This window comes from Acidovorax sp. GW101-3H11, from assembly GCF_001633105.1.
Taxonomy (GTDB): Bacteria; Pseudomonadota; Gammaproteobacteria; order Burkholderiales; family Burkholderiaceae_C; genus Acidovorax.
This window is the reverse complement of the sequence record NZ_LUKZ01000032.1, coordinates 13,492-33,502: the sequence shown is the minus strand read 5'-3', so window position 1 is coordinate 33,502 and position 20,011 is coordinate 13,492. Positions and strand designations below refer to the sequence as shown.

Below are 20,011 nucleotides of genomic sequence, written 5' to 3'. Positions count from 1 at the left end.
ACCTTGCTGCGCTATGTGGCCTTGTACAACCACCAGTTGCCGCAGTCAGCGCTCAAGAGCAGTACGCCGATGCAGGCCATGAAACAGTGGTATCAGACGCACCCGCATCTTTTTCACAAGCGACCCTATGATCGTCCGGGATGTGACAGGTAGACAAGCTGGACTTTCAGCGCGGACATTTGCCAGCCCTCCAGCACTCTGACCAATTTACCTGATGCGACCAGCGGCGCTGCCTGGAACTCGGGCAGTACGGCGATTCCCAGTCCGTCCAATGTCGGCGCCAGCAAGGCGTCTGAAGGGCCGATGATCAAACGTGAGCGCAAAAGTCCTTTTGCGGTTCTGCTTCGCGAATGCAGCTTGATTTCTGCGGCTTCCCTCGACTGCAGCAGGCCAGCGTGAGCACTGAGTTCACCGGGATGCACCGGCAACCCATGTTGGTTCGCATAAGCGGGGCTTGCAAATAGAGCTGGACGTACGGTGCCGATAGCACGGGCCTTCAGGCTGGAATCGGCAAGTTCGCCAATGCGCACGGCCAGATCAATGCCTTCTTCGACGATGTTGACGTGGCGGTTGCTGAGCTTGACATCCAGTTCCAGATGCTCGTGCTTGAACAGGTACTCGGTCACCAGCGGAAGCAGCACGACTTTGCCAAATGTCGCTGACGCCGCCAGACGAACCCGACCACTTGGCGTTTGATCCGGAGAAAAAAGCTCATGGGTGACAGCGTTCAGTTTATGGATCAGTGGACTTGTTCCGTCCAGCAGGCGTTGGCCTGCGTCGGTCAATGCGAAGGCCCGGGTGTTGCGCTTGACCAGGCTGACCCCCGCTGCCGTTTCAATGCGCGCGAGGCGGCGCGACAAGGTTGATTTCGGAACATCCAGTTGGCGAGAAGCCCGTGAGAGGCTCCCGGCCTCTGCGATCTTGATGAACCACTGCAGATCATCGATCGAGTAATTTTCATTGTTCATATTTTGGTACGCCAGTGTCTACACAACGAGTCTATTAGCACCAGGTCAAACCGTAAATACTTCAGCTTGTTGCCGTGTCGAACGGGCACGCATGGATCGCTTCCTTGTCTCGCCATAGACCCGCTTCATTCAACCATTGAACACTCTCAAGGACTCAAATGACCATACTCGTTACGGGTAGCACAGGGCTTATCGGCTCCCATGTGGTGGCGCTACTGGCAGCGCAAGGCGCGGACGTTCATGCCCTCACCAGAACACCAGAAAAGCGACGGTTTCCACCCGGCGTTACGGCCGTCAAGGGAGACTTTCAGGATGTGGATTCGATACGCGCTGCCATGGGTGGCGCACGAACGCTTTTCTTGCTCAACACCGTGGCCGCAGACGAAGTCACCCAGGCACTGATTGCACTCAACCTGGCTCGCGAAGCAGGTATCGAGCGCATCGTTTACCTGTCTGTGATGCACAGCGACCGGTTCACCGAGGTTCCGCATTTCACTGGAAAGCACACGGTTGAACGCATGATCGGACAGTTGGGTATGTACGCGACCATTCTGCGTCCCGCCTACTTCATGCAGAACGACGATGCCTTGATTCAGTCCGATGTTCTGGAGCGGGGCGTGTATCCCATGCCGATCGGCAGCGCAGGCATTTCCATGGTGGACGCGCGTGACGTGGCAGAGGTTGCCGCACGGCATCTGCTTCGCCGAGACACCGCAAGCGAACCCTTGCCAACAGAGGTGTTGGATGTCGTGGGGCCCACAGCGTTGTCGGGTGAATCCGCCGCCGCTGTGTGGAGCGATGTGCTGGGCAAGACCATCCGGCACGCGGGTGATGACATTGGGCCTTTTGAAACGCGATTCCGAAGCTTTGCACCCGCCTGGATGGCCTATGACATGCGGCTCATGATGGCGCGCATGCAGACGGATGGCGAACTGGGTTCCGCTGCCGCAGTCGAGCGCATGCAGCAAGAATTAGGCGCCCCATTGCGGAACTACCGCGACTATGCGCTGGAGACGGCTGCGCGCTGGAGGACTGCCCAATGAAGGCGAACCACACCATGCCATCCATTGTGGTTGTCTACCATTCCGGTTACGGCCATACCCGTCGATTGGCGCAGGCCGTTGCCCATGGCGCTGAGGCCGTATTGCTGGAAATTGATGCGCAAGGCACTCTGCCGGAGTCCGCCTGGATGGGACTGGCCGCCGCGGATTTGATTGTGCTGGGCTCACCCACCTACATGGGCAGCGCGAGTTGGCAGTTCAAGCGATTTGCCGATGATTCTTCCGCGGCCTGGATGGTTCAGAAATGGAAAGACAAACTCTTCGCGGGCTTCACCAACAGTGGAAGCATGAGCGGCGACAAGCTGTCCACTTTGCAGTACTTCATGACGTTCGCCATGCAACACAGTGGCCTGTGGGTGGGCACCGGCATGATGCCCTCCAATACCAAGGCAGCTCTGCGCAATGACGTGAACTATGTCGGTTCATCTTCAGGCGCAATGGCCACAACACCGGTCGATGCGGGGGTTGACGAAATGTTGGAAGGCGATATCGAGACGGCCAGGCGTTTTGGCGAACGGCTTCGGGACGTTGCGAAGCGCTACTCGAATACGTCGCCTCACAAGGCGTAACAGGGCGCTCCTTTCAGGATCCGGGGCTTCAGCCGCAGGGCCAGCCCCATTCGGGAATCTCCGCATCGAGTTCCGGCCAGCAGGTCGGGACGGATTGCGTCTGTGCACGGCCCAACTCGGCTGCTCGCCAACATTAAGCACCGTTCGATACATAAATGGACTTGCAATCATGAACACACTTCTTGGAAAACGCGCTTTTGTCACTGGCGCAAGCCGTGGAATCGGAGCTGCGGTCGCGCGTCGCCTTGCGTCTGAAGGTGCCGATGTCGCAATTGGCTACGAGAAGTCCGCCACGGCAGCGGATGCGATTGCCAAGACGATTCGCAGCACCGGACGCAATGCCATCACGGTCCCGATGAGCGCAGCCGACCCGACTTCAGTGAAAGCAGCGGTCGATCGCGCAGCGGCAGAACTCGGCGGGCTCGACATCCTGGTCAACAACGCCGGGATCTTCCGCACGGGCTCCATCGAATCCGCCAGCCTCGCGGATATTGACGAGACCCTTTCTGTCAACCTGCGTGCGGTCGTCGTCGCCACGCAAGCGGCGCTCGCCTACATGAGCGATGGTGGCCGAATCATCAACACAGGCAGCAACCTAGCGACTCGTGTGCCGGGAGGCGGAATGACCTTGTATGCGGCAAGCAAGGCCGCATTGATCGGCCTCACCAAAGGGCTGGCACGCGACCTCGGCTCCCGCAGTATCACGGTCAATGTCATCCACCCGGGCTCAACCGACACGGACATGAATCCTGCGGACGGCGAGCATGCGCAGTTCCAGTTGCAGCGCATGGCGATTCCGCGTTACGCGGACCCCGACGAGTTGGCCGCTCTGTATGCCTTTGTTGCCAGTCCACAGGCTCGGTCGATCAACGGAGCGGAACTTACGGTGGACGGCGCAGCCAACGCATAAATTTGGCCTCATCACGTTGTTGCAGCGAGCGGTCTTCTCGCTCGTTCGACGGCGTAGTAGCGATGAACGTGCGCCGCTTCTTGACTTTGCCATCGCCAAGTATATTCCCCGACAGATCCTCAAGCTGCTTTTGGTCACGGGGTGAAGTGGTTGTGAAAGCAGCCGTCTTTCTGGCAATTGTTGGCGCCGACCGGAATTTGAGCCACTTTTCAAGTAGTGCCGAAGTAAAAGCAAGCCATGTGTTCAACCTACCCTGCTGTTTTTAAGCGGCGGTGTGCAAGGAGTGATCACCATGGACATGATTGGCAAGATCCGACGGCTGCACGCGAGGGACAAGCTGTCTTTCGGGAGTGCCACCCGAAAGCTGCCGTTAATTTGCTGCACGCTGCCGCTGGAAATCCCGGTGTCTGCATACGGCAAGCTATAGTTTGCTGGCTTAACGCGTGCCGGATTTCATTGAAATTTTATGCCTGGATATCTGAACAGGCCATCTCTCGCAAAGCTATGCTGCAAGCCGCCTACAGGGGAAAACAGTGTCCAGAATATCCCGCACGGTCCTGCTCATCCCGCAGGTTTTGCGGTCTAAATTCATTCGTTAGCGTTCACCCCTAAAGCCATGCACGGACTTACTCAAGAGGATTCATCGCTGATCGGATTTGTCGTAGCATGTTACTTCTGTGATGCCATCGACAGCGAAGAGCTCAACAAGTGGGCCGAGCACATGATTGCAACGCGAGAGGGTTATCCGGACTACATGCTGGATCTGCTGTACTTCGACGAAGCGCGTTTTCACATCTTTCGGGTTATTGGGTTCACCCCATCGGAAGAAACATCAGAAAAAGAGGATCAAGCAATCTGCGGCATCGCATACCTACGTGGGCGCCCCCAGGCTGATGGTCCAGCGATTGATGTTGCGTTCAATGCACTGAGAGAGTCTCCGGCAATCAAAGAAAGGTTTCTTTCAACCTTCCCGTTCCTGGAGGTCCCACTTGAACGCTAACCTCCCTACAGTCAAGCGGACCGCCACAAGCTGTGCTTGTGGTTCCCTCCGCGTTTCGCGCTCCGGCGTCCGCTTACTTCCACGTTAAGCCTCATGAACGAAATAGTGCTGCGTGACCTCGGTATCTCCGAAGGCATCCTTCAGCATTTACGCGTATACGAGCCTTCGTCTCCGCTCGGGTTTAGGGTTCAGCCAGCGCAACACTGGCGTTCATCTCCAATCGCGCAGCGCAGTATTGTTCCGCTGTGGGAGTGCGGCACTGTGCTGACGTACTTCGATCAAAGCTCGGCCACGTACCGAAGGTGCTCCCTAGAAGACCCTAAGACAGATTGGTTCAGCTACCGGTCATTTCAGGCAGCGCTGGCTCAGCTGTTCATCGAGTTGTACGAAGATGAACTGCCAGACGAGGAGATGCTCGCTATTGCCAAGAAAGTTGGCTTTCGTTATGCAGAGCGCCTCATTGCAGAGTCCGCGGGCCTAAATCGAGAGGCTTATCACGCCTGGGCCTCAGCTTTTCCCCGGGCGTGTGAGGCCTAACCCTTTGCCGGAGCGGATCGCCATCGGAAAGCCGCTTGGCCCGCCAACCGTCTGGTCCATCATCCGTCTAGCGGGCCAAGCGCCTTCCAGGCGTTGGCCTCTCAGCTCAAACGTTGAACATCCGCTTTCATTTGCGGTGACTGGCTGCTCCTGGCCGATAGTACTCATTCGGCGGGAAAGCTTGGATGACAGCACCCGCTGCGTTGCAGCCTCTCGCCGCCTCTTCCGATTTACCTCCTGCATAGACGGCCACATAACAACAACTTCCGATTGTTCGCTTCATGCCGGGCAAGTGCATCCTCATACAACCCCGGAGGACTCATTTCTTCCCCCTTGAAATGTCATGGCGAGGATGCTCACATTTCAATAGCATCTAGCGCTTTTCCATAGGGCGGAAGAGGCAAATCCGACCCAAATTTCTTTACCACACTCCTTCCTACATCCAAAAAGCAGCCCGCCAGACACTGTGATTAAAATCAGTGTCACGCCAGCCCACCCACCCTGCCATGACGGTGCTGCCCTCCCCCACTTCGGACTCCCCACGCTCCGCCCCGATCACCCGCTTTCACCGCACGCGCCTGATGCAGATCTGGCGCTCGGCGGGGTGGCCTTGCAAGGATGGGCTGGAGATTGACCTGCTGGCTGCGGGCCTTATCAGGCTGCACATTGCGGCTGATGGTTGCGAAACCCTGCGCCTCACCGACGAAGGCATCCGCACGCTGGCGCAAGCCCGCCAGCGTGGCGTGCGGGCGCTGAGCCTGCACGACCGGCTGGGGCAGAAGTTTGCGGCGCAGTTGCTGGCTTCGGGGCGCATCGTGTGGACCGAGCTGTCGCTGCGCGCGGTGATCGACACCGTGCCGATGGGGGATGTGCTGCTGCCTGCGGCCACGGCCGATGCACCTGCCAACATGGCTCCCGCCATGGCGCCGCTGTGGGCCGACGATGACCACGCCCCGGCTGCCCGCGCTGCCGCCAATGTGTGGCGCATGGCCCGGCCTGATCTTTTCTCGGTGCGCAACACCTCGGTGCCCGCCTACCTGCAGCCCATGGTGCACGAGGTGAAGGCGAGCCGGGCCGACCTGCTGTCGGACCTGCGGCACGACGCCAAGCGGCAGGCCTATCAGTGGTTGTGCGAGGAGTGCTACTACGTCTTCCCGGCGGGCATTGCCGAGCCCGAAGAGATCCCCGGGCACTTCGGCATCTGGGTACTGCATGGCAGTGTGGAGGACGGGCGCTTTGAGCTGCTGCGCCCCGCGCGGCACAACCGCTGCACCCTGCCCTTTTCGGTGTGGATGGCGCTTTGCAAGGCCACGCCGCTGCGCAGCGATGACGACGTGGCTCAAACCCATTTGGGCGAGCCAGCCCCGCCCGCGACCGACGCCCCGACCACCCCGCCATGACCTATACCGTGGCGGTGCGCGAGCTGTGCGAATTCACCGCCAAGCAGGGCGACCTGGATCTGCGTTTTACGCCCGCGCCCACTGCGCTGGAAGGCATGGCAGGCCATGCCGTGGCAGCGTCACGCCGGGGTGCAGGCTACCGCGCCGAAGTGGCGCTGAGCGGCAGTTACCAAAGCCTGCGTGTGCGGGGCCGGGCCGATGGCTATGACCCGGCACAGCGACGCATCGACGAGGTCAAGACCTTCAAGGGGCGGCTGGACCGCCAGCCCGCATCACACCGCCACCTGCACTGGGCGCAGGCCAAGGTGTATGGCTGGCTGCTGTGCGAGCAGGAGCAGCTGGCGCACATCGACGTGGCCCTGGTGTACCTGGACGTGGGCACGCAGCAGGAGACGGTGTTTACCGAACGCTGCAGCGCCGACGACCTGCGCCAGCACTTTGAGGCGCAGTGCCAGCGCTTCATTGACTGGGCCGAACAGCAGGTGGCCCACCGTGCCGCGCGCGATGCGGCATTAACCACTTTGGCTTTTCCGTTTGGCGGCTTTCGCACCGGCCAGCGCCCGCTGGCCGAGGCCGTGTACAAGGCGGCGGTCGCCGGCCGTTGCCTGCTGGCCCAGGCGCCCACGGGCATTGGCAAGACCATGGGCACGCTGTTCCCACTGCTCAAGGCAGCGCCAGCGCAGCACATCGACAAGGTGTTCTTTCTGGCCGCCAAAACCTCGGGGCGGCAGATGGCGCTGGATGCGCTGGCGCGCCTGGCCGACAGCGCACCCGCACTGCCGCTGCGTGTGCTGGAGCTGGTGGCGCGCGACAAGGCCTGTGAACACCCGGACAAGGCCTGCCACGGCGAATCCTGCCCGCTGGCCCGGGGCTTTTACGACCGGCTGCCTGCTGCACGCGCCGCTGCGGTGGCCACCACCATCGAAGGAAAAACCGTCACCGCTTTGCAACAAGCCCGCGTGCGTGAGGTAGCCCTGCAGCACGATGTCTGCCCCTACTACCTGAGCCAGGAGCTGGCCCGCTGGGCCGACGTGGTGGTGGGCGACTACAACTACTACTTTGACCTGGGCGGCCTGCTGCACGGCCTGGCCCAGGCCAACCAGTGGCGCACGGCGCTGCTGGTGGACGAGGCCCACAACCTGGTGGAGCGCGGCCGCAAGATGTTCACCGCCGAGCTGCACCCCGCCGCCTTGGCCCAGGCCCGCAGCAGCCCCACCGCCGCGCAGCATGCGCCGGTGAAAAAGGCGCTGGACAAGGTGCGCCGCGCCTGGGTGGCGCTGGACAAGGCGCACCCGGATCCGTACACGGTGCTCGAAGCCTTCCCCGACAAGCTGCTGGCCACGCTGCAGCAGTGCACCACCACGCTCACCGAACACTTCACCGACCACCCCACGGAGCCAGACGGCGCGCTGCAGACCTTCTACTTCGACGCCCTGCACCTGCAGCGCATGGCCGACCTGCTCGATGCGCATTCGATGGTGGACATCACCCAAACTTCGTCAAGCCACCACCAGCGGGCCGCTAAACCCGGCGATTCCGTGGTCTGCATCCGCAACGTGGTGCCCGCGCCCTTCTTGCAACCCCGCCTCGCAGCGGCACACACCAGCACCTTGTTCTCGGCCACGCTGCAGCCCGCGCGCTACTACGCCGACCTGCTGGGCCTGCCCGACGACCATGTGTGGGTGGACGTGGACTCGCCCTTTGCCGCGCACCAGCTGCAGGTGCAGGTGGCGCGCCACATCTCCACACGCTACCCGCACCGCGCGGCGTCGCTGGCACCGATTGCGGCGCTGATGGCGCAGCAGTTTCGCGAGCGGCCCGGCAACTACCTGGCGTTTTTCAGCAGCTATGACTACCTGCAGCAGGCCGCCGCGCTGTTTGCGCAGCAGCACCCCGATGTGCCGCACTGGTGCCAGTCGCGCCGCATGCTCGAAGGCGAGCAGCGCGAGTTTCTGGCCCGCTTTACCGACACCAGCCAGGGCATTGCTTTTGCCGTGCTGGGCGGCGCGTTTGCCGAGGGCATCGACCTACCCGGCCAGCGGCTCATTGGCGCCTTCGTCGCCACGCTGGGCCTGCCGCAGGTCAACCCCGTCAACGAACAGATCCGCGAACGCATGCAAACACTGTTTGGCGCGGGCTATGACTACACCTACCTCTACCCCGGCCTACAAAAGGTGGTGCAGGCCGCAGGCCGCGTGATCCGCACGCCCAGCGACGAAGGCGTGGTGCACCTGATGGACGAGCGCTTTGCACAGGCCCAGGTGCGCAGCCTGCTGCCCGCGTGGTGGCAAACGCGCTAAGGTGCGGGGCACAGCCACCTTCCCCCCGCCAACCGCCCATGCTGACCGACGACGAGCGCTCCGCCTTCCTGCAATCCATCGCCCGCGTGCGGCAGCGGGCAGCGCAGGTGCTGCGGCAGTCACAAGGCGCGGATGACACCGTGGTCTTCATCGCGCAACTGCACCGGGGGCTGGACACCGTGGCCGAGCAGGCCCGCGCCACCGGCCCCCAGCCCGCCTGCCAGGCCGGTTGCGCCCACTGCTGCCACCTTCGGGTTGAGGCCACCGAGCCCGAGGTCTTCCACATCGCCCAGCACCTGCGTGCCCAGCCCGCTACGGTGCAGGCTGATGCCATCAGTGCCCTGCAGCGGCATGTGGCAACTGCGCACGCCAGCACCACGCGCCAGGCCTGCAGCTTTCTCGTGGATGAGCGCTGCAGCATCTACCCCGTGCGCCCCGCCGCCTGCCGCAAGGCGCACTCGTTGTCAGCCCAACACTGCGCAGAACAATCCGCCACCATCCCGCAAAACCTGCGCCTGCTGGTCGATGCCGAGGCCCTGATGGCAGGCACCGCCCTGGCCTACCGCGACCAGCCCCTGCCCGCCAGCGCCCACGAGCTGAACGCCGCCGTGCTGGCCGCCCTGAAAGACCCCACCGCCCAGGCGCGCTGGCACCAGGGCGATCCGGCCGCGCTGGGGCCCGCGCCCGCGCAAGGTCCGCACACCTCCAAGACCCCGCCGCACTCTTGACTTCCATCAAGCCGCAGCCCGCCCACCTGCCCACAATGCCGTCCATGAGGTCTTTGCACAACACCCCCGCCGCGCGCCGCAGCGCCTGGCCCCGCCGCTTGCCTGCCACCCGCGCACGCGTGCGCGCCGCCCCCCTGCTGCTCGCCCTGCCCCTGGGATTGCTGGCAGGCTGCAGCAAGCCCGAACCCACCGGCCCCGCCCAGACATCATTTGCCGCGCTGGCCAGCGCCTGCACCCAGTTCCTCGCCGCCCGCCAGCCCCACGTGCGCCCCAGCGGCCCTGGCGAATGGACGTTGACGGGCTACAGCCCCGCACTGGTCCAGCCCGAAGTCACCCGCACCGAATCGCCCGTGACGCCCTATGTGGGCAAGCTCGTCATCAAGGACAACGAAGCCCAGGCCCACGCCCCCACCGAAGCCGCCGCCCAGGCCATCACCCTCACGCCCGCGCACCTGCTCTCCAACCGCACGCACACCTTCATCTACAGCTTTGACGGCCAGCAGTGGCGCTGGCAAAACGGCCAACGGCTGACCAAGATGCCGGGGCAGAACGACCGGGTGGAGGCAATGTCGCTGACGGAGGTATCGGCCACCGGGCCCAAGGGCTTTCGGGGGTGTGTACCGCAGTGAAGAACTTGATTGCCACCGACGACTACTCCGCTGTGTGCACAACAGTTCTTGTCGTTTCACGACACATTCGACAGAATCCCGCCCTTTGAACAAATTTTCCGCTGGGCGCCACTACCAGCAACGCACCAGCGGATAACCGGCTGATTTTGAGCATGCCAATAGTCACTACACAACCTTCCCTTGGTACTCTTACCTCCGACACCGAAACTTCAGAGAGCTACATTGAGGTTCTGAACAATGGTTTGCGGACTGACGTGGTTTTCATTGATGGACAACTGGAAGGCGCCGATAAGATCATTCAAGGTCTACACCCAGGTGCCGAAGTGATCGTGCTGGATGGGAATAAAGACGGCATTGCCCAGATGGCTGCATATCTTGAGGGCCGTCACGGCATCGACGCGATCTCACTCATTTCTCACGGGGGGGCCGGTGCCGTCAAGGCAGGCAATGTCTGGCTAACCCAGACCACGCTGTCTACCCATACGGACGCGCTTCGCGCCATCGGCAGCGCATTGACCGCCGATGGCGATCTGCTGCTGTACGGCTGCAAGGTGGGCGCTGGTGACGAAGGCGAGGCCTTCCTCTCGCAAATCGCAGCGATCACGTCAGCGGACGTGGCTGGGTCCACCGACAACACGGGGGCAGCCTGGCTGGGCGGCGACTGGACGTTGGAACGCCAGACCGGCGCCATCGAGGCGCCCGGCCTGGCCGGCGACCTGGGTGCTTATGACTCCTTGTTGGCGGCGCCGACCTACGAGACCTTCGACGCCGTGACGCTCCCGGATGACGGCGGCATTCGCAGGTACTACCAGCCGGGCGAGGACTTGGTCTTTGCCGGCTGGACGATAGGGTTGCGGGACGGCATGGGCAACCCGGACATGAACTCGCAGTTGGTCGTCACCAATCAGAATGTTGACACGGTGCTGGCCGATGGCGCGCAGGACAAGGCGCTCATCATGATCGGCAACTCCTCGACGGCCTATGCCGCCATCCTGCAATCGACGAGCGGCGACGAATTCAACTTCCACTCGATCAGGGTGGAGGACTTCATCAGCAGCAGCACCCAGTACCGGCTGGTCGGCTACCGGGACGGTGTGCAGGTCACCGACGCCGAGTTGAACTTCAGCATGGCCAGCTACGGGACCACCATCAACGGCCAGGAGGTCAGTGTCTCGGGCATTGCCTGGCAGTCTGTGGACGAGGTGCGGATCGTCTACCAGAACGGGCAGCCAGGGGTGTCCCTGTCCATCGACGACATCAATGTCTCCACCGCCATCAACAATGCGGTCCCGGTGATCAGCAACGTCAACGGCGACGCTGTCACCTACGTGGAAGGAGGCGGGCCGGTCAAGCTGGATGCCAGCCAGAATGCGTTGGTGTCCGACACGGACAGCACGGACTTCGACGGCGGCAAGTTGACGGTGGCCATCGTCACCAACAACGTGACGGCGCAGGACGTGCTCACCATCGTCAACCAGGGCAATGGCGCCGGCCAGATTGGCGTCTCGGGCAACCTGGTGAGCTACGAGGGCATCGCCATCGGCACTTTCACGGGTGGCACCTTGGGCACCAGTCTGGTGATCAGCTTCAACGCCAATGCGACGCCGACCGCCGTGCAGGCGCTCGTGCGGGACATCGCCTTCAACAATACCTCGGATGACCCGTTCACCAGCGTCACCCGCACAGTCCGGTTCACGCTCAATGACGGAGATTCCGCTAACATCAGTGTGGACTCCAATGTCACGGTCAATGTACAGACCGTCAACAGCGCGCCTATACTGTCCACCGCAACTAGCACCCCCACCTACACCGAGAACGGGGCCGCAGTGAGCCTGTTCAGTGGCACCTCGATCAGCACGATCGAAAGCAGCCAGAGTGTGAGAACGCTGACGTTCAATGTCAGCAATGTGTCTGACGGTTCCAGCGAGGTGCTGAGCATTGATGGCACCAATGTAGCTTTGTTCAATGGCAACAGCCTCACCACATCCACACTGGGCCTTTCAGTCTCCGTGAGTGTCAGCGGTGGGGTGGCCACGGTGACAATGGACAAGAGCTCCGGCATCAGCGCTGCCAGCGCCCAGACTTTGGTCAATAACCTCAGCTATCGGGACACCAGCGAGGCGCCGACCGCCGGCAGTCGTGTGGTCACCCTGACCTCGGTGCGGGACACTGGCGGCGTTGCCAACGGCGGATCGGACACTACCGCCCTGTTCATCAGTTCCACTGTGACCGTTGCCGCGGTGAACGATGCCGCCGTCCTCACCACGTCTGGCGGAAGCGCAGCGTTCACCGCGGGCGACAACACAGCCTCCACGCCGGTGGTCATCGACAGTGGCCTGACGCTCAGCGATGTCGACAACACCACGCTAGCGTCTGCCACGGTGTCCATCACCGGCAACTTCCGCAGCGGAGAGGACCAGCTTCTCTTCGTCAACAACAACCCCGCGCTGTATGGAAATATCAGCGCCAGCTACGATGCCGCGACCGGTGCGATGAGCCTGACCTCCGCCAGCAACTCGGCCACGATCGCACAGTGGCAGGCGGCGCTGCGGTCGGTGCAATACACCGATTCAGCGATCACTCCCAATACATCCACCCGCACCATCAGTTTTGTGGTGAACGATGGCACCAACGACAGTGTCACAGCCAATCGCACAGTGACCGTGGCAGCCACCGACCAGACGCCCGTTCTCAGCAACAGTGGCGGCAGCGGCCTCTTCACCGAAGGCCAGGGCCCTGTGCAGGTCGACCCGGGCCTGACGGTCTCGGATCTGGACAACGCGACGCTTGCCTCGGCCACCGTGCAGATCACAGGCAACTTCCAGGGTGGCGAGGACTTGCTGCAGTTCACCAACACCAGCAGCACGCTCTACGGCAATATCGTCGGCAGCTACAACGCCGCCACCGGTGCATTGACGCTGTCCTCTGCAGGCGGCACGGCCACCCTCGCCCAATGGCAGGCCGCGTTGCGCGACGTCAACTACAGCAATACTTCCGAAAGCCCAGACACCAACAGTCGCACGATCAGTTTCAGTGTGAATGACGGGACCAAGAACAGCGCTGTTGATACCAAGACAGTCGGTGTTGCGGCAGTCAACGACGCTCCTACTGTTTCCATTTCCATCGCGGACCAGATCGCAACCGAAGACGCAGCCTTCAACTTCCAAATACCGTCCAATGCGTTCACGGATGTGGATGTGGGAGACACCCTGGCCTTCAGCGCTCAGCTTACAGGTGGTGGTGTTCTACCTGCATGGCTGATTTTCAATTCTGCCACCCGTACCTTCAGTGGTACGCCCGTCAACCAAGATGTCGGCGTGTTGTCGATTGATGTGACCGTCAATGATGGGCATGGAGGCTCGGTGACGGACACCTTCCAACTGGTCGTGAGCAACACCAACGATGCGCCCACGTTGGCCAACGCCATCTCCAATCACTCCGCTACCGAAGGCTTTGCGTTCAGCTACACCTTTGCGGCCAACACTTTTGCCGACGTGGATGTGGGTGATACCCTTGCCTACACAGCCCAGCTCGCTGGAGGCGGAGCCCTTCCTGCCTGGTTGAACTTCAACCCAGCCACCCGTACTTTCAGCGGTACACCTGCCGGTACCGGAACAGTGAGCATAGAGGTAACAGCCAATGACGGCCACGGCGGCAGCATGAGCGACAGCTTTGACGTGGTTATCAGCGCAGCACCGGTGGATCCTGAACCACCAGTAACTCCGCCGGTAACCCCTCCTGTGACCCCGCCAACGCCCGGAGTGCCCGACAACGACGGCATCCCGCCAGCTGTTGAAGACCAGGCCCCGGGCATCCCGGGCCCCAATGGAGCCATCGTGGCGGGAGACGGTAATGGAGATGGCATTAAGGACAGCGAACAAGCGGGAGTGGCCTCGATCGGTTTCGTGCTTAGTCCCACAGGGCAGAGCAACCCGGGCAATGCACCGCCGACTTTTACGACCCTGGTCGCCAGCAGTCAGAACGGTAAAGTGGGCAGCGGCAACGAGAATGCACGCATCACCAGCCTGACGCAAAAGGACGCACCGCCAGACCTGCCTGCGGGCATGCAAATGCCAATAGGGCTGGTGAGTTTCACGGTAGCACTGGCGGCTGGCAAGACAGGAGAGAACTTCAGCCTGTACGTGGACCCGGCGCTGGGGGTGAACGGATACTGGAAAGAAAGTGCCAGCGGCCAATGGGTGAACATCGCCAGCGAGCCTTACGGAGGCAAGATGGTGGTGGAAGGCGGACGCCTGCGGCTGGACTTCCACATCGAAGACGGGGGACAATTCGATGCGGATGGGAAGGTGGACGGGATCATCACCGACCCTGGGGCACCGGGGCACATGGCGTTGTCGATCATGGGGCAGGCGCCGGATATGCCTCATGGGTTCTGGTTCTAATTCTCCGAGGCGGTGCATAGTGCGGAGGAATCCTCCTCCGCGTCCTCATCCCACGTTTACACCTCAGAGAAAGCAGTTGACCCAGTCTCTAAAGCAAAACAAACTCCTGCCTTCACACGCCCCCCAAAAGCCCGGCTCGGCTTGTGCGACTCGCTCCCAAGCATGTCTCCACGCGTTTTTTGAAACTGCTGAAGGCACAGGACGTGACCGTTTTAGAACGTGTTGCGCTACACACGCTGTGGTTTGCAAAAAGGAGACCGCGCACACGCTCTTGATCAACGCGCAGGAGAGAACCAAGGAGGCCGCATCCAAGGACGTTTCGCGAACGGAAGAGAAAGGGCTGACACAGCGAGAGTAGGCCGCATGGGTTGCGCAAGAGCAGGCCCTGGTACTGACGGTGAACGGCTTGACACTGGGGCCCAAGCTTGCGGGAACGGCTGCGGCAACGACGCGAACCCTTTCACCCCCTGCTGCCCAGCTGGCGACGGAGCGGTCTGACGACGATGCAGAAAGTGTTGCAGTACCAACAGCTCAATGATGCGTCTACAGGCTGAGTGCCCACTTTTTTAATCAATCCCACGCCCTGTTGCAGCAACCGCGTGTGACTGTGACAAGGCAGCAGCATTGGCGCAGGTCTACATCATCAATGCACGCAACCGTTCGCACTGCCAGAAAACGGCGCAGCCCAGGCTTCTAAAAGAGCTACGCCAGCCCGCTCAGCGCGCCAATGCCTCCTTAGTGGTGCCTGGGCTGCCCGTGCCACCGCTGTGGCGCTTGACCAGCCCAATCAGAATGTGGATGCTCACCGCAAACGCCACCAGCACTATGGCACCCACACCCCACAGCGCCCAGGCCAGGAAGGTGATGCCCCCTGCCAGAGCAGGTACGGCCTCCAGCACCGCTTGCACCACGGGGCCCACAGACGATACGAAGACCTCCCACTGGCCCATCAACTCTGGGGGCATCCAGGCCTTGAGCCAGCCTGGCACGAGGATGGTGGTTGCCACCGCGCTGCCGCCGGTCAATGCGCCCGCGCTGGACACCACCCAGACCGTAACCGCATGCGTTCCCCAGCAGGCCAGAGACCACAGGGCCAGCAGCGCCAATGAAAGAAACCAGTTGATTGCGTAGAACATGTGAAAGCTTCCTCTGTATTGAAATTGGCAAGCGACGAGTATGGGCAAACCCGCGTGACATAGACACCAGACCTAGCCGCACCTAGCATTCGGCTTTCTCGAACCTGAGCCCGCCCATGCTGAACTACCGCCACCTCTACTATTTCTGGATCGTTGCCAAGGAAGGTGGCTTTGCCAGGGCAGCAGACCGGCTGGAGATGGCGGTGCAGACCATCAGCGCCCAGGTGCGCGATCTGGAAAAGGCGCTGGGCCACCAGCTCCTCAAGCCCTCGGGGCGCGGGGTGGCGCTGACCGAAGCGGGGCAAGCTGCATTCACCCGTGCCGAAGAGATTTTTCAATTGGGCCAGTACATCGAAGAAGAGGTGCGGGAGGCCGCGACTGCCCGCGTTGCCCGGTTGTCGGTGGGATTGTCGGATGGCATCTCCAAACTCGCAGCGCATGCACTGCTGGAGCCCGTGCTGGCCACACCCCACCTGCGGCTGGTATGCCATGAGGGAGAGTCGGACGAGTTGCTTTCTGAGCTGGCCCTTCACCAACTGGATGTGGTTCTGGCCGGGCAAGCAGCGCCGCGCAACCCCCACCAGCGCCTGACCAGCGAGCGAATCGCCCGGTCTACACTGCAGTGGTATGGCCCGGCGTCCCTGGTGAAAAAGCAAGTACGTGACCGTTTTCCCCAGTCGTTGCAAGACTTGCCGGTGCTACTGCCCACCCACCATGCACCACTGCGCGCCACCCTGGATGCATGGTTTCAAGACCTGGGCGTGCAGCCCCGGGTAGTGGGGGAGTTTGAAGACAGTGCCTTGCTGGCCGTATTTGCCGCGCGGGGGCTGGGGGTGTTTCCGGTGAGCCGGTTGGGTGCTCAGGACGTGGGACTGGTGCGCGGGCTGCGCCTGCTGGGTGAATGCCCACAGCTTTTTGAAGAAGTGCATGCCATATGGTCCCGCAGAGGGCAGCACCACCCGCTGGTTCGGCAACTGGTCGATGCAGCTTCCACGGGCTAGGACGAAGCATGGAAAGCAGCGCACGGACCGGCTACAGCCGCAACGGCCTGCGCAACCGCACACAACACACCGCTTCGTCAGGCTGCCATGGCGAGCCACCTGCTGTTCCGCGCCACGGGCACCACATCCATATGCCATTGCTGACGCACCGCGTTCATCAGCAACCACTCAGCAGGGGCCAGGTGGTGGTCTGCAGTGGCCGCCGCTTCTGCAAACTCCAGCGCCTTACGCCGCAGCACAGGATCGTCCACTTCAGCCAAGAGCAAGGCCAACGTGGGCCCACCGATACTTGCGGTCAGAACCCGCTGCTCATGCGCGCCCATCCACAGGTCCTCGCACAGGCCATGCAACACCTGGGCGAAGTCACCCTGCGGCAAGCCCAATTCTTGCTCCATATGCAGTCCGTGCAATGCCTCCAGTTCGGACCGGCTCACATGGCCATCCGACACCAAAAGCAAGGCGATGATTCGGGCGACAGCTTCGGGGCTGTTGCGGCGATAGGTTCGCATCTCTACTCTCCTTGACACGGGGGATGATTCAACGACACGGGTGACAAACAAGCGCCGGTGCGCCCACGGCACCGCCTCAGCGGCGATAACGAGAGCGTGGCTGCCAACCGTCGCGGTACTGGGCTTGTACTCGCAGCGGCACCTTGACCGGCACGCGCCGCAGCACGGGCGATGGCACCACAGAAAAGCGAGAAATCCAGCGCACAAGGTGATGGCGCAGGGAGTGGATGAGCGACGAAATTCCTATCCAGGGTTTCATGAATGGCTCCTTTGAAGCGGAAGATTCACAACGGGGAAGATCCTCGAATGTGGGGCCCCTATCCGCTGGAAAGAAGCAGGTTTTCTCTGATCAGAGAATCTAAAAAGCCGCAGCTCTATCGGCATGGCCGATTGCCTCCAAGACACAGGTTTTTTGGCTGCTTCGTGCAGAAATTTCCTGCTGGATGGCATCCAGAGTGCGGGCTACGGTGTCACCCTCAACCCAGGAGATTGCCCATGCAGATTCTTGTCAGAACCCATCACCCAGAAGCTGCGCAAATGCGTGAGACCGTGGAGCGCCGCGTGCGCTTTGCCTTCAGGCGGCTGAATGCGCTGGTGCCCCGTGCAGACATCAAGCTCGACGACATCAACGGCCCCCGGGGTGGCCCGGACAAGCGCTGTCAGATTGCGCTGCGCACAGACGGCGCAGGCGCCGTTGTCGTGTCTGCGGTAGCCAAGGACTGGCGCTCAGCACTCGACGAGGCGCTGGCCAGCGCTGCTCGCTACCTTCTGCGTGCGTGGCGCCGCAGTTCCACATCCCACAAACAACGCCGCCGCGATGGGGCAGCTGACGCCAAACGGCAACGCGGCACCGAACACTTCGCCTGAAGAATGTCCGATCCCTGGTACTCGGCGCAACGCGCAAGCAGCGCATGCGTCCGGGCCACAGCTGGCAACAGGCACCTCGTGCGGCCCTGTGTCCTGATTAAATCGGCTTCTGACATCACACTGGGCATACCCCCGCCCTATCAGACCTCTTCTGTGAAAGATGCGCTAAGAGACACCGCCTGCTCCACCACGTCACGCGTCAGCGTGGGCACGAAGCTCTCAATGAACTGGTACGCATACCCGCGCAGCCACGCACCGCGCCGCAGACCCAGGCGGGTGAGGTTCACTTCAAACAGGTGGCCCGCATCGATCATGCGCAGGTGGCGGTCGCGGTCTTCGTCCACCGCTATGGAGGCAACGATGCCCACGCCCATGTCCAGCTCCACATAGGTCTTGATCACATCGGCGTCCATGGCGGTGAGCACGATGTCAGGGGCCAGGCCCGCGTTGGCAAACGCGGTGTCGATGTGCGCGCGGCCGGTGTAGCCCAGCTCGTAGGTGATGATGGGATGCTCGGCCAGTTGCTCCAGCGTGACGGGGCCGGGATGGGCCAGCAGCGGGTGGCCCGGGGGCACAACGATGCTGTGCGTCCAGCGGTAGCAGGGCAGCGTGACCAGCGCGTCATAGCCCGCCAGGGCCTCGGTGGCCACGCCGATGTCGGCCTCGCCGCTGAGCAGCATCTCCGCCACCTGGCGCGGCGAGCCCTGGTGCAGGTGCAGCGACACCTGTGGGAACATGGCGCGGAAGTCGCGCACGACCTGGGGCAACGCATAGCGCGCCTGCGAGTGCGTGGCGGCCACCGACAGGCGGCCCTGCGCGCTGTCGCTGAAGTCCTGCCCGGCCCGCTTGAGGTTGTCGGCTTCGAGCAGCAGGCGGTCCAGCGTAGGCAGCAGCACCTCGCCCGGCGGCGTGAGCCCGGTGAGGCGCTTGCCCGCGCGCCCGGCGCAGCAACACAATCAAAAAAGAGGGACAAAAGGGGAAGAAGGAAGGCACTGGCAGCACGGCAGGGCCGCAGCGCCAGGCCGGTGTCAGACGCTACATCGCACCTGCGAGAACGGCACCGGTGCAAACCGCGTGGCCTGTGCGGGCGACGGGCGCAGGGTTTCGGTCACAAGCACATTCACCGCGTCGTCCAGGCGGGCCGCAATATCGGCCTGCACGTGATAACTGCCCTCGGGCGTCAGCGTGACCTGGGCGTCGGTGGCGTAGATGCCAGGCAAGATGCTTTTGGCGCCCAGCGACTGCAGCACGGGGCGCAGCGCGTAGTCGAGCGCCAGCATGTGGTGCGGGCTGCCGCCCGTGGCCAGGGGCAGCACGACCTTGCCCTTGAGGGCCGTTTGCGGCAGCAGGTCCAGAAACACCTTGAGCACCCCGCTGTAGGCCGCCTTGTAGACCGGGGTGGCCACCACCAGCACGCTGGCATCGGCCACCTGGTCGATGGCATGCACCACCGTGGGATGCCCAAAGTCGGCCAGCAGCAGCGCCTGGGGCGAGAGGTCGCGGATGTGGATGCGGTCCATCAGCGCACCGCGCACCTGAAGGCGCTGGGCCACGGCATCCAGCAAGGCGGCGGAGCGGGAACGCTCGGAGGGGCTGCCGGCGATGAGCAAGGCGGACATAGCTTTCCTTAACTACTGATTTGATAGCTGCTAGCGCTTTATGGATAAGCGCTAGAGGCCGATTTGGCTTGATTTTTCACCTATCTCAGATGGGAGCATCAGCCTGCACACCCGCATCGGCGCTGGGGTTGACCCCCTCTCCCCTCGCGGGAGAGGGTTGGGGAGAGGGGGCCTGCACCCGCGCCGCGCCCGTTTCACCCCCTCTCCCCGGCCCTCTCCCACAAGGGGAGAGCAACTGTGTTTGAAGTCAAGCCTTTCTCAAGCACCGGCAGGCCTGTGGATAACCAGCCTGCCACGGCTTGCCCGAGCGGATCACCGCGTTGATGATCGTCAGCAGCTTGTGCATGCATGCGGTCAGCGCCACCTTCTTGGGT

Annotated in this window: 19 protein-coding genes and 1 pseudogene; 14 read left to right on the top strand and 6 right to left on the bottom strand. The window is 62.3% G+C overall.

Annotated elements, in window-relative coordinates:
- A pseudogene (locus tag A1D30_RS25355) lies at positions 1-153 on the top strand (IS481 family transposase); the annotation flags it as partial.
- Here A1D30_RS25355 and A1D30_RS22555 read toward each other — a convergent pair.
- Entirely contained in the window at positions 126-968 is an 843-nt protein-coding gene (locus A1D30_RS22555) for a LysR family transcriptional regulator (protein WP_063462976.1), read from the bottom strand. The pseudogene A1D30_RS25355 and the gene A1D30_RS22555 sit on opposite strands and share 28 nt — an antisense overlap.
- A 158-nt stretch (positions 969-1,126) precedes the next feature.
- On the opposite strand from A1D30_RS22555, the gene A1D30_RS22550 reads away from it, so the two are divergent.
- From A1D30_RS22550 to A1D30_RS22505, 11 genes are all read left to right on the top strand, one after another.
- A complete protein-coding gene (locus A1D30_RS22550; RefSeq protein ID WP_063462975.1) occupies positions 1,127-2,011 on the top strand; it encodes an NmrA/HSCARG family protein in 885 nt (294 codons plus the stop codon).
- A gap of 14 nt (positions 2,012-2,025) precedes the next feature.
- On the top strand, positions 2,026-2,598 hold the full coding sequence (locus A1D30_RS22545) for a flavodoxin family protein (RefSeq protein WP_063463017.1): 573 nt from the start codon (positions 2,026-2,028) through the stop codon (positions 2,596-2,598).
- A gap of 169 nt (positions 2,599-2,767) precedes the next feature.
- The gene (locus A1D30_RS22540) at positions 2,768-3,508 is read left to right on the top strand and encodes an SDR family NAD(P)-dependent oxidoreductase (protein WP_063462974.1); all 741 of its coding nucleotides are present in this window, start codon (positions 2,768-2,770) and stop codon (positions 3,506-3,508) included.
- Positions 3,509-3,800: 292 nt separating this feature from the next.
- Positions 3,801-3,935, top strand: a complete 135-nt coding sequence (locus A1D30_RS26675) for a hypothetical protein (protein WP_277922028.1) — start codon at positions 3,801-3,803, stop codon at positions 3,933-3,935.
- 189 nt (positions 3,936-4,124) lie between these two features.
- Positions 4,125-4,508, top strand: coding sequence for a hypothetical protein (locus tag A1D30_RS22535; protein ID WP_063462973.1), 384 nt, complete (start codon positions 4,125-4,127; stop codon positions 4,506-4,508).
- Between the two features lie 93 nt (positions 4,509-4,601).
- A complete protein-coding gene (locus A1D30_RS22530) occupies positions 4,602-5,045 on the top strand; it encodes a hypothetical protein (protein ID WP_063462972.1) in 444 nt (147 codons plus the stop codon).
- 506 nt (positions 5,046-5,551) lie between these two features.
- Entirely contained in the window at positions 5,552-6,445 is an 894-nt protein-coding gene (locus A1D30_RS22525; RefSeq protein WP_082836587.1) for a hypothetical protein, read from the top strand.
- Positions 6,442-8,745, top strand: a complete 2,304-nt coding sequence (locus tag A1D30_RS22520) for an ATP-dependent DNA helicase (protein WP_063462970.1) — start codon at positions 6,442-6,444, stop codon at positions 8,743-8,745. Before A1D30_RS22525 ends, A1D30_RS22520 begins: the two co-directional genes overlap by 4 nt.
- Before the next feature lie 38 nt (positions 8,746-8,783).
- Positions 8,784-9,473, top strand: a complete 690-nt coding sequence (locus tag A1D30_RS22515) for a YkgJ family cysteine cluster protein (RefSeq protein WP_063462969.1) — start codon at positions 8,784-8,786, stop codon at positions 9,471-9,473.
- A 44-nt stretch (positions 9,474-9,517) separates the two neighbouring features.
- Positions 9,518-10,102 (top strand): hypothetical protein, encoded by a 585-nt coding sequence (locus A1D30_RS22510; protein ID WP_242422011.1) that lies wholly within the window; start codon positions 9,518-9,520, stop codon positions 10,100-10,102.
- 254 nt (positions 10,103-10,356) lie between these two features.
- The gene (locus tag A1D30_RS22505) at positions 10,357-14,505 is read left to right on the top strand and encodes a DUF4347 domain-containing protein (protein ID WP_199866034.1); all 4,149 of its coding nucleotides are present in this window, start codon (positions 10,357-10,359) and stop codon (positions 14,503-14,505) included.
- A gap of 716 nt (positions 14,506-15,221) precedes the next feature.
- On the opposite strand, the gene A1D30_RS22500 is transcribed toward A1D30_RS22505, so the two are convergent.
- Positions 15,222-15,641 (bottom strand): hypothetical protein, encoded by a 420-nt coding sequence (locus A1D30_RS22500; RefSeq protein WP_063462967.1) that lies wholly within the window; start codon positions 15,639-15,641, stop codon positions 15,222-15,224.
- Positions 15,642-15,757: 116 nt separating this feature from the next.
- On the opposite strand from A1D30_RS22500, the gene A1D30_RS22495 reads away from it, so the two are divergent.
- Positions 15,758-16,642: a LysR substrate-binding domain-containing protein gene (locus A1D30_RS22495; RefSeq protein ID WP_063462966.1), complete on the top strand. Its 885-nt coding sequence runs from the start codon at positions 15,758-15,760 to the stop codon at positions 16,640-16,642.
- Between the two features lie 77 nt (positions 16,643-16,719).
- Here A1D30_RS22495 and A1D30_RS22490 read toward each other — a convergent pair whose 3' ends face one another.
- Both A1D30_RS22490 and A1D30_RS25655 read right to left on the bottom strand, forming a co-directional pair.
- Entirely contained in the window at positions 16,720-17,151 is a 432-nt protein-coding gene (locus A1D30_RS22490; protein WP_063462965.1) for a hypothetical protein, read from the bottom strand.
- A gap of 76 nt (positions 17,152-17,227) precedes the next feature.
- The gene (locus A1D30_RS25655; protein ID WP_131798518.1) at positions 17,228-17,410 is read right to left on the bottom strand and encodes a hypothetical protein; all 183 of its coding nucleotides are present in this window, start codon (positions 17,408-17,410) and stop codon (positions 17,228-17,230) included.
- Between the two features lie 278 nt (positions 17,411-17,688).
- Here A1D30_RS25655 and A1D30_RS22485 point away from each other — a divergent pair, with 278 nt between their 5' ends.
- A complete protein-coding gene (locus A1D30_RS22485; RefSeq protein WP_347336247.1) occupies positions 17,689-18,018 on the top strand; it encodes an HPF/RaiA family ribosome-associated protein in 330 nt (109 codons plus the stop codon).
- A 140-nt stretch (positions 18,019-18,158) separates the two neighbouring features.
- On the opposite strand, the gene A1D30_RS22480 is transcribed toward A1D30_RS22485, so the two are convergent.
- Both A1D30_RS22480 and ssuE read right to left on the bottom strand, forming a co-directional pair.
- A complete protein-coding gene (locus A1D30_RS22480) occupies positions 18,159-18,974 on the bottom strand; it encodes a LysR substrate-binding domain-containing protein (RefSeq protein ID WP_242422010.1) in 816 nt (271 codons plus the stop codon).
- A 72-nt stretch (positions 18,975-19,046) separates the two neighbouring features.
- Positions 19,047-19,637: an NADPH-dependent FMN reductase gene (ssuE, locus tag A1D30_RS22475; protein ID WP_063462963.1), complete on the bottom strand. Its 591-nt coding sequence runs from the start codon at positions 19,635-19,637 to the stop codon at positions 19,047-19,049.
- Positions 19,638-20,011: the final 374 nt, after the last annotated feature.

Excerpts from the sequence above, each read along its gene's own strand:
- A1D30_RS22500 (WP_063462967.1), bottom strand. The coding sequence starts at position 15,641 with ATGTTCTACGCAATCAACTGGTTTCTTTCATTGGCGCTGCTGGCCCTG.
- A1D30_RS25655 (WP_131798518.1), bottom strand. The coding sequence starts at position 17,410 with ATGAAACCCTGGATAGGAATTTCGTCGCTCATCCACTCCCTGCGCCAT.
- A1D30_RS22545 (WP_063463017.1), top strand. The coding sequence starts at position 2,026 with ATGCCATCCATTGTGGTTGTCTACCATTCCGGTTACGGCCATACCCGT.
- A1D30_RS22535 (WP_063462973.1), top strand. The coding sequence starts at position 4,125 with ATGCACGGACTTACTCAAGAGGATTCATCGCTGATCGGATTTGTCGTA.
- A1D30_RS22515 (WP_063462969.1), top strand. The coding sequence starts at position 8,784 with ATGCTGACCGACGACGAGCGCTCCGCCTTCCTGCAATCCATCGCCCGC.
- A1D30_RS22510 (WP_242422011.1), top strand. The coding sequence starts at position 9,518 with ATGAGGTCTTTGCACAACACCCCCGCCGCGCGCCGCAGCGCCTGGCCC.
- ssuE (WP_063462963.1), bottom strand. The coding sequence starts at position 19,637 with ATGTCCGCCTTGCTCATCGCCGGCAGCCCCTCCGAGCGTTCCCGCTCC.
- A1D30_RS22520 (WP_063462970.1), top strand. The coding sequence starts at position 6,442 with ATGACCTATACCGTGGCGGTGCGCGAGCTGTGCGAATTCACCGCCAAG.
- A1D30_RS22525 (WP_082836587.1), top strand. The coding sequence starts at position 5,552 with ATGACGGTGCTGCCCTCCCCCACTTCGGACTCCCCACGCTCCGCCCCG.
- A1D30_RS22530 (WP_063462972.1), top strand. The coding sequence starts at position 4,602 with ATGAACGAAATAGTGCTGCGTGACCTCGGTATCTCCGAAGGCATCCTT.
- A1D30_RS22555 (WP_063462976.1), bottom strand. The coding sequence starts at position 968 with ATGAACAATGAAAATTACTCGATCGATGATCTGCAGTGGTTCATCAAG.
- A1D30_RS22495 (WP_063462966.1), top strand. The coding sequence starts at position 15,758 with ATGCTGAACTACCGCCACCTCTACTATTTCTGGATCGTTGCCAAGGAA.
- A1D30_RS22490 (WP_063462965.1), bottom strand. The coding sequence starts at position 17,151 with ATGCGAACCTATCGCCGCAACAGCCCCGAAGCTGTCGCCCGAATCATC.
- A1D30_RS26675 (WP_277922028.1), top strand. The coding sequence starts at position 3,801 with ATGGACATGATTGGCAAGATCCGACGGCTGCACGCGAGGGACAAGCTG.
- A1D30_RS22550 (WP_063462975.1), top strand. The coding sequence starts at position 1,127 with ATGACCATACTCGTTACGGGTAGCACAGGGCTTATCGGCTCCCATGTG.
- A1D30_RS22485 (WP_347336247.1), top strand. The coding sequence starts at position 17,689 with ATGCGTGAGACCGTGGAGCGCCGCGTGCGCTTTGCCTTCAGGCGGCTG.
- A1D30_RS22540 (WP_063462974.1), top strand. The coding sequence starts at position 2,768 with ATGAACACACTTCTTGGAAAACGCGCTTTTGTCACTGGCGCAAGCCGT.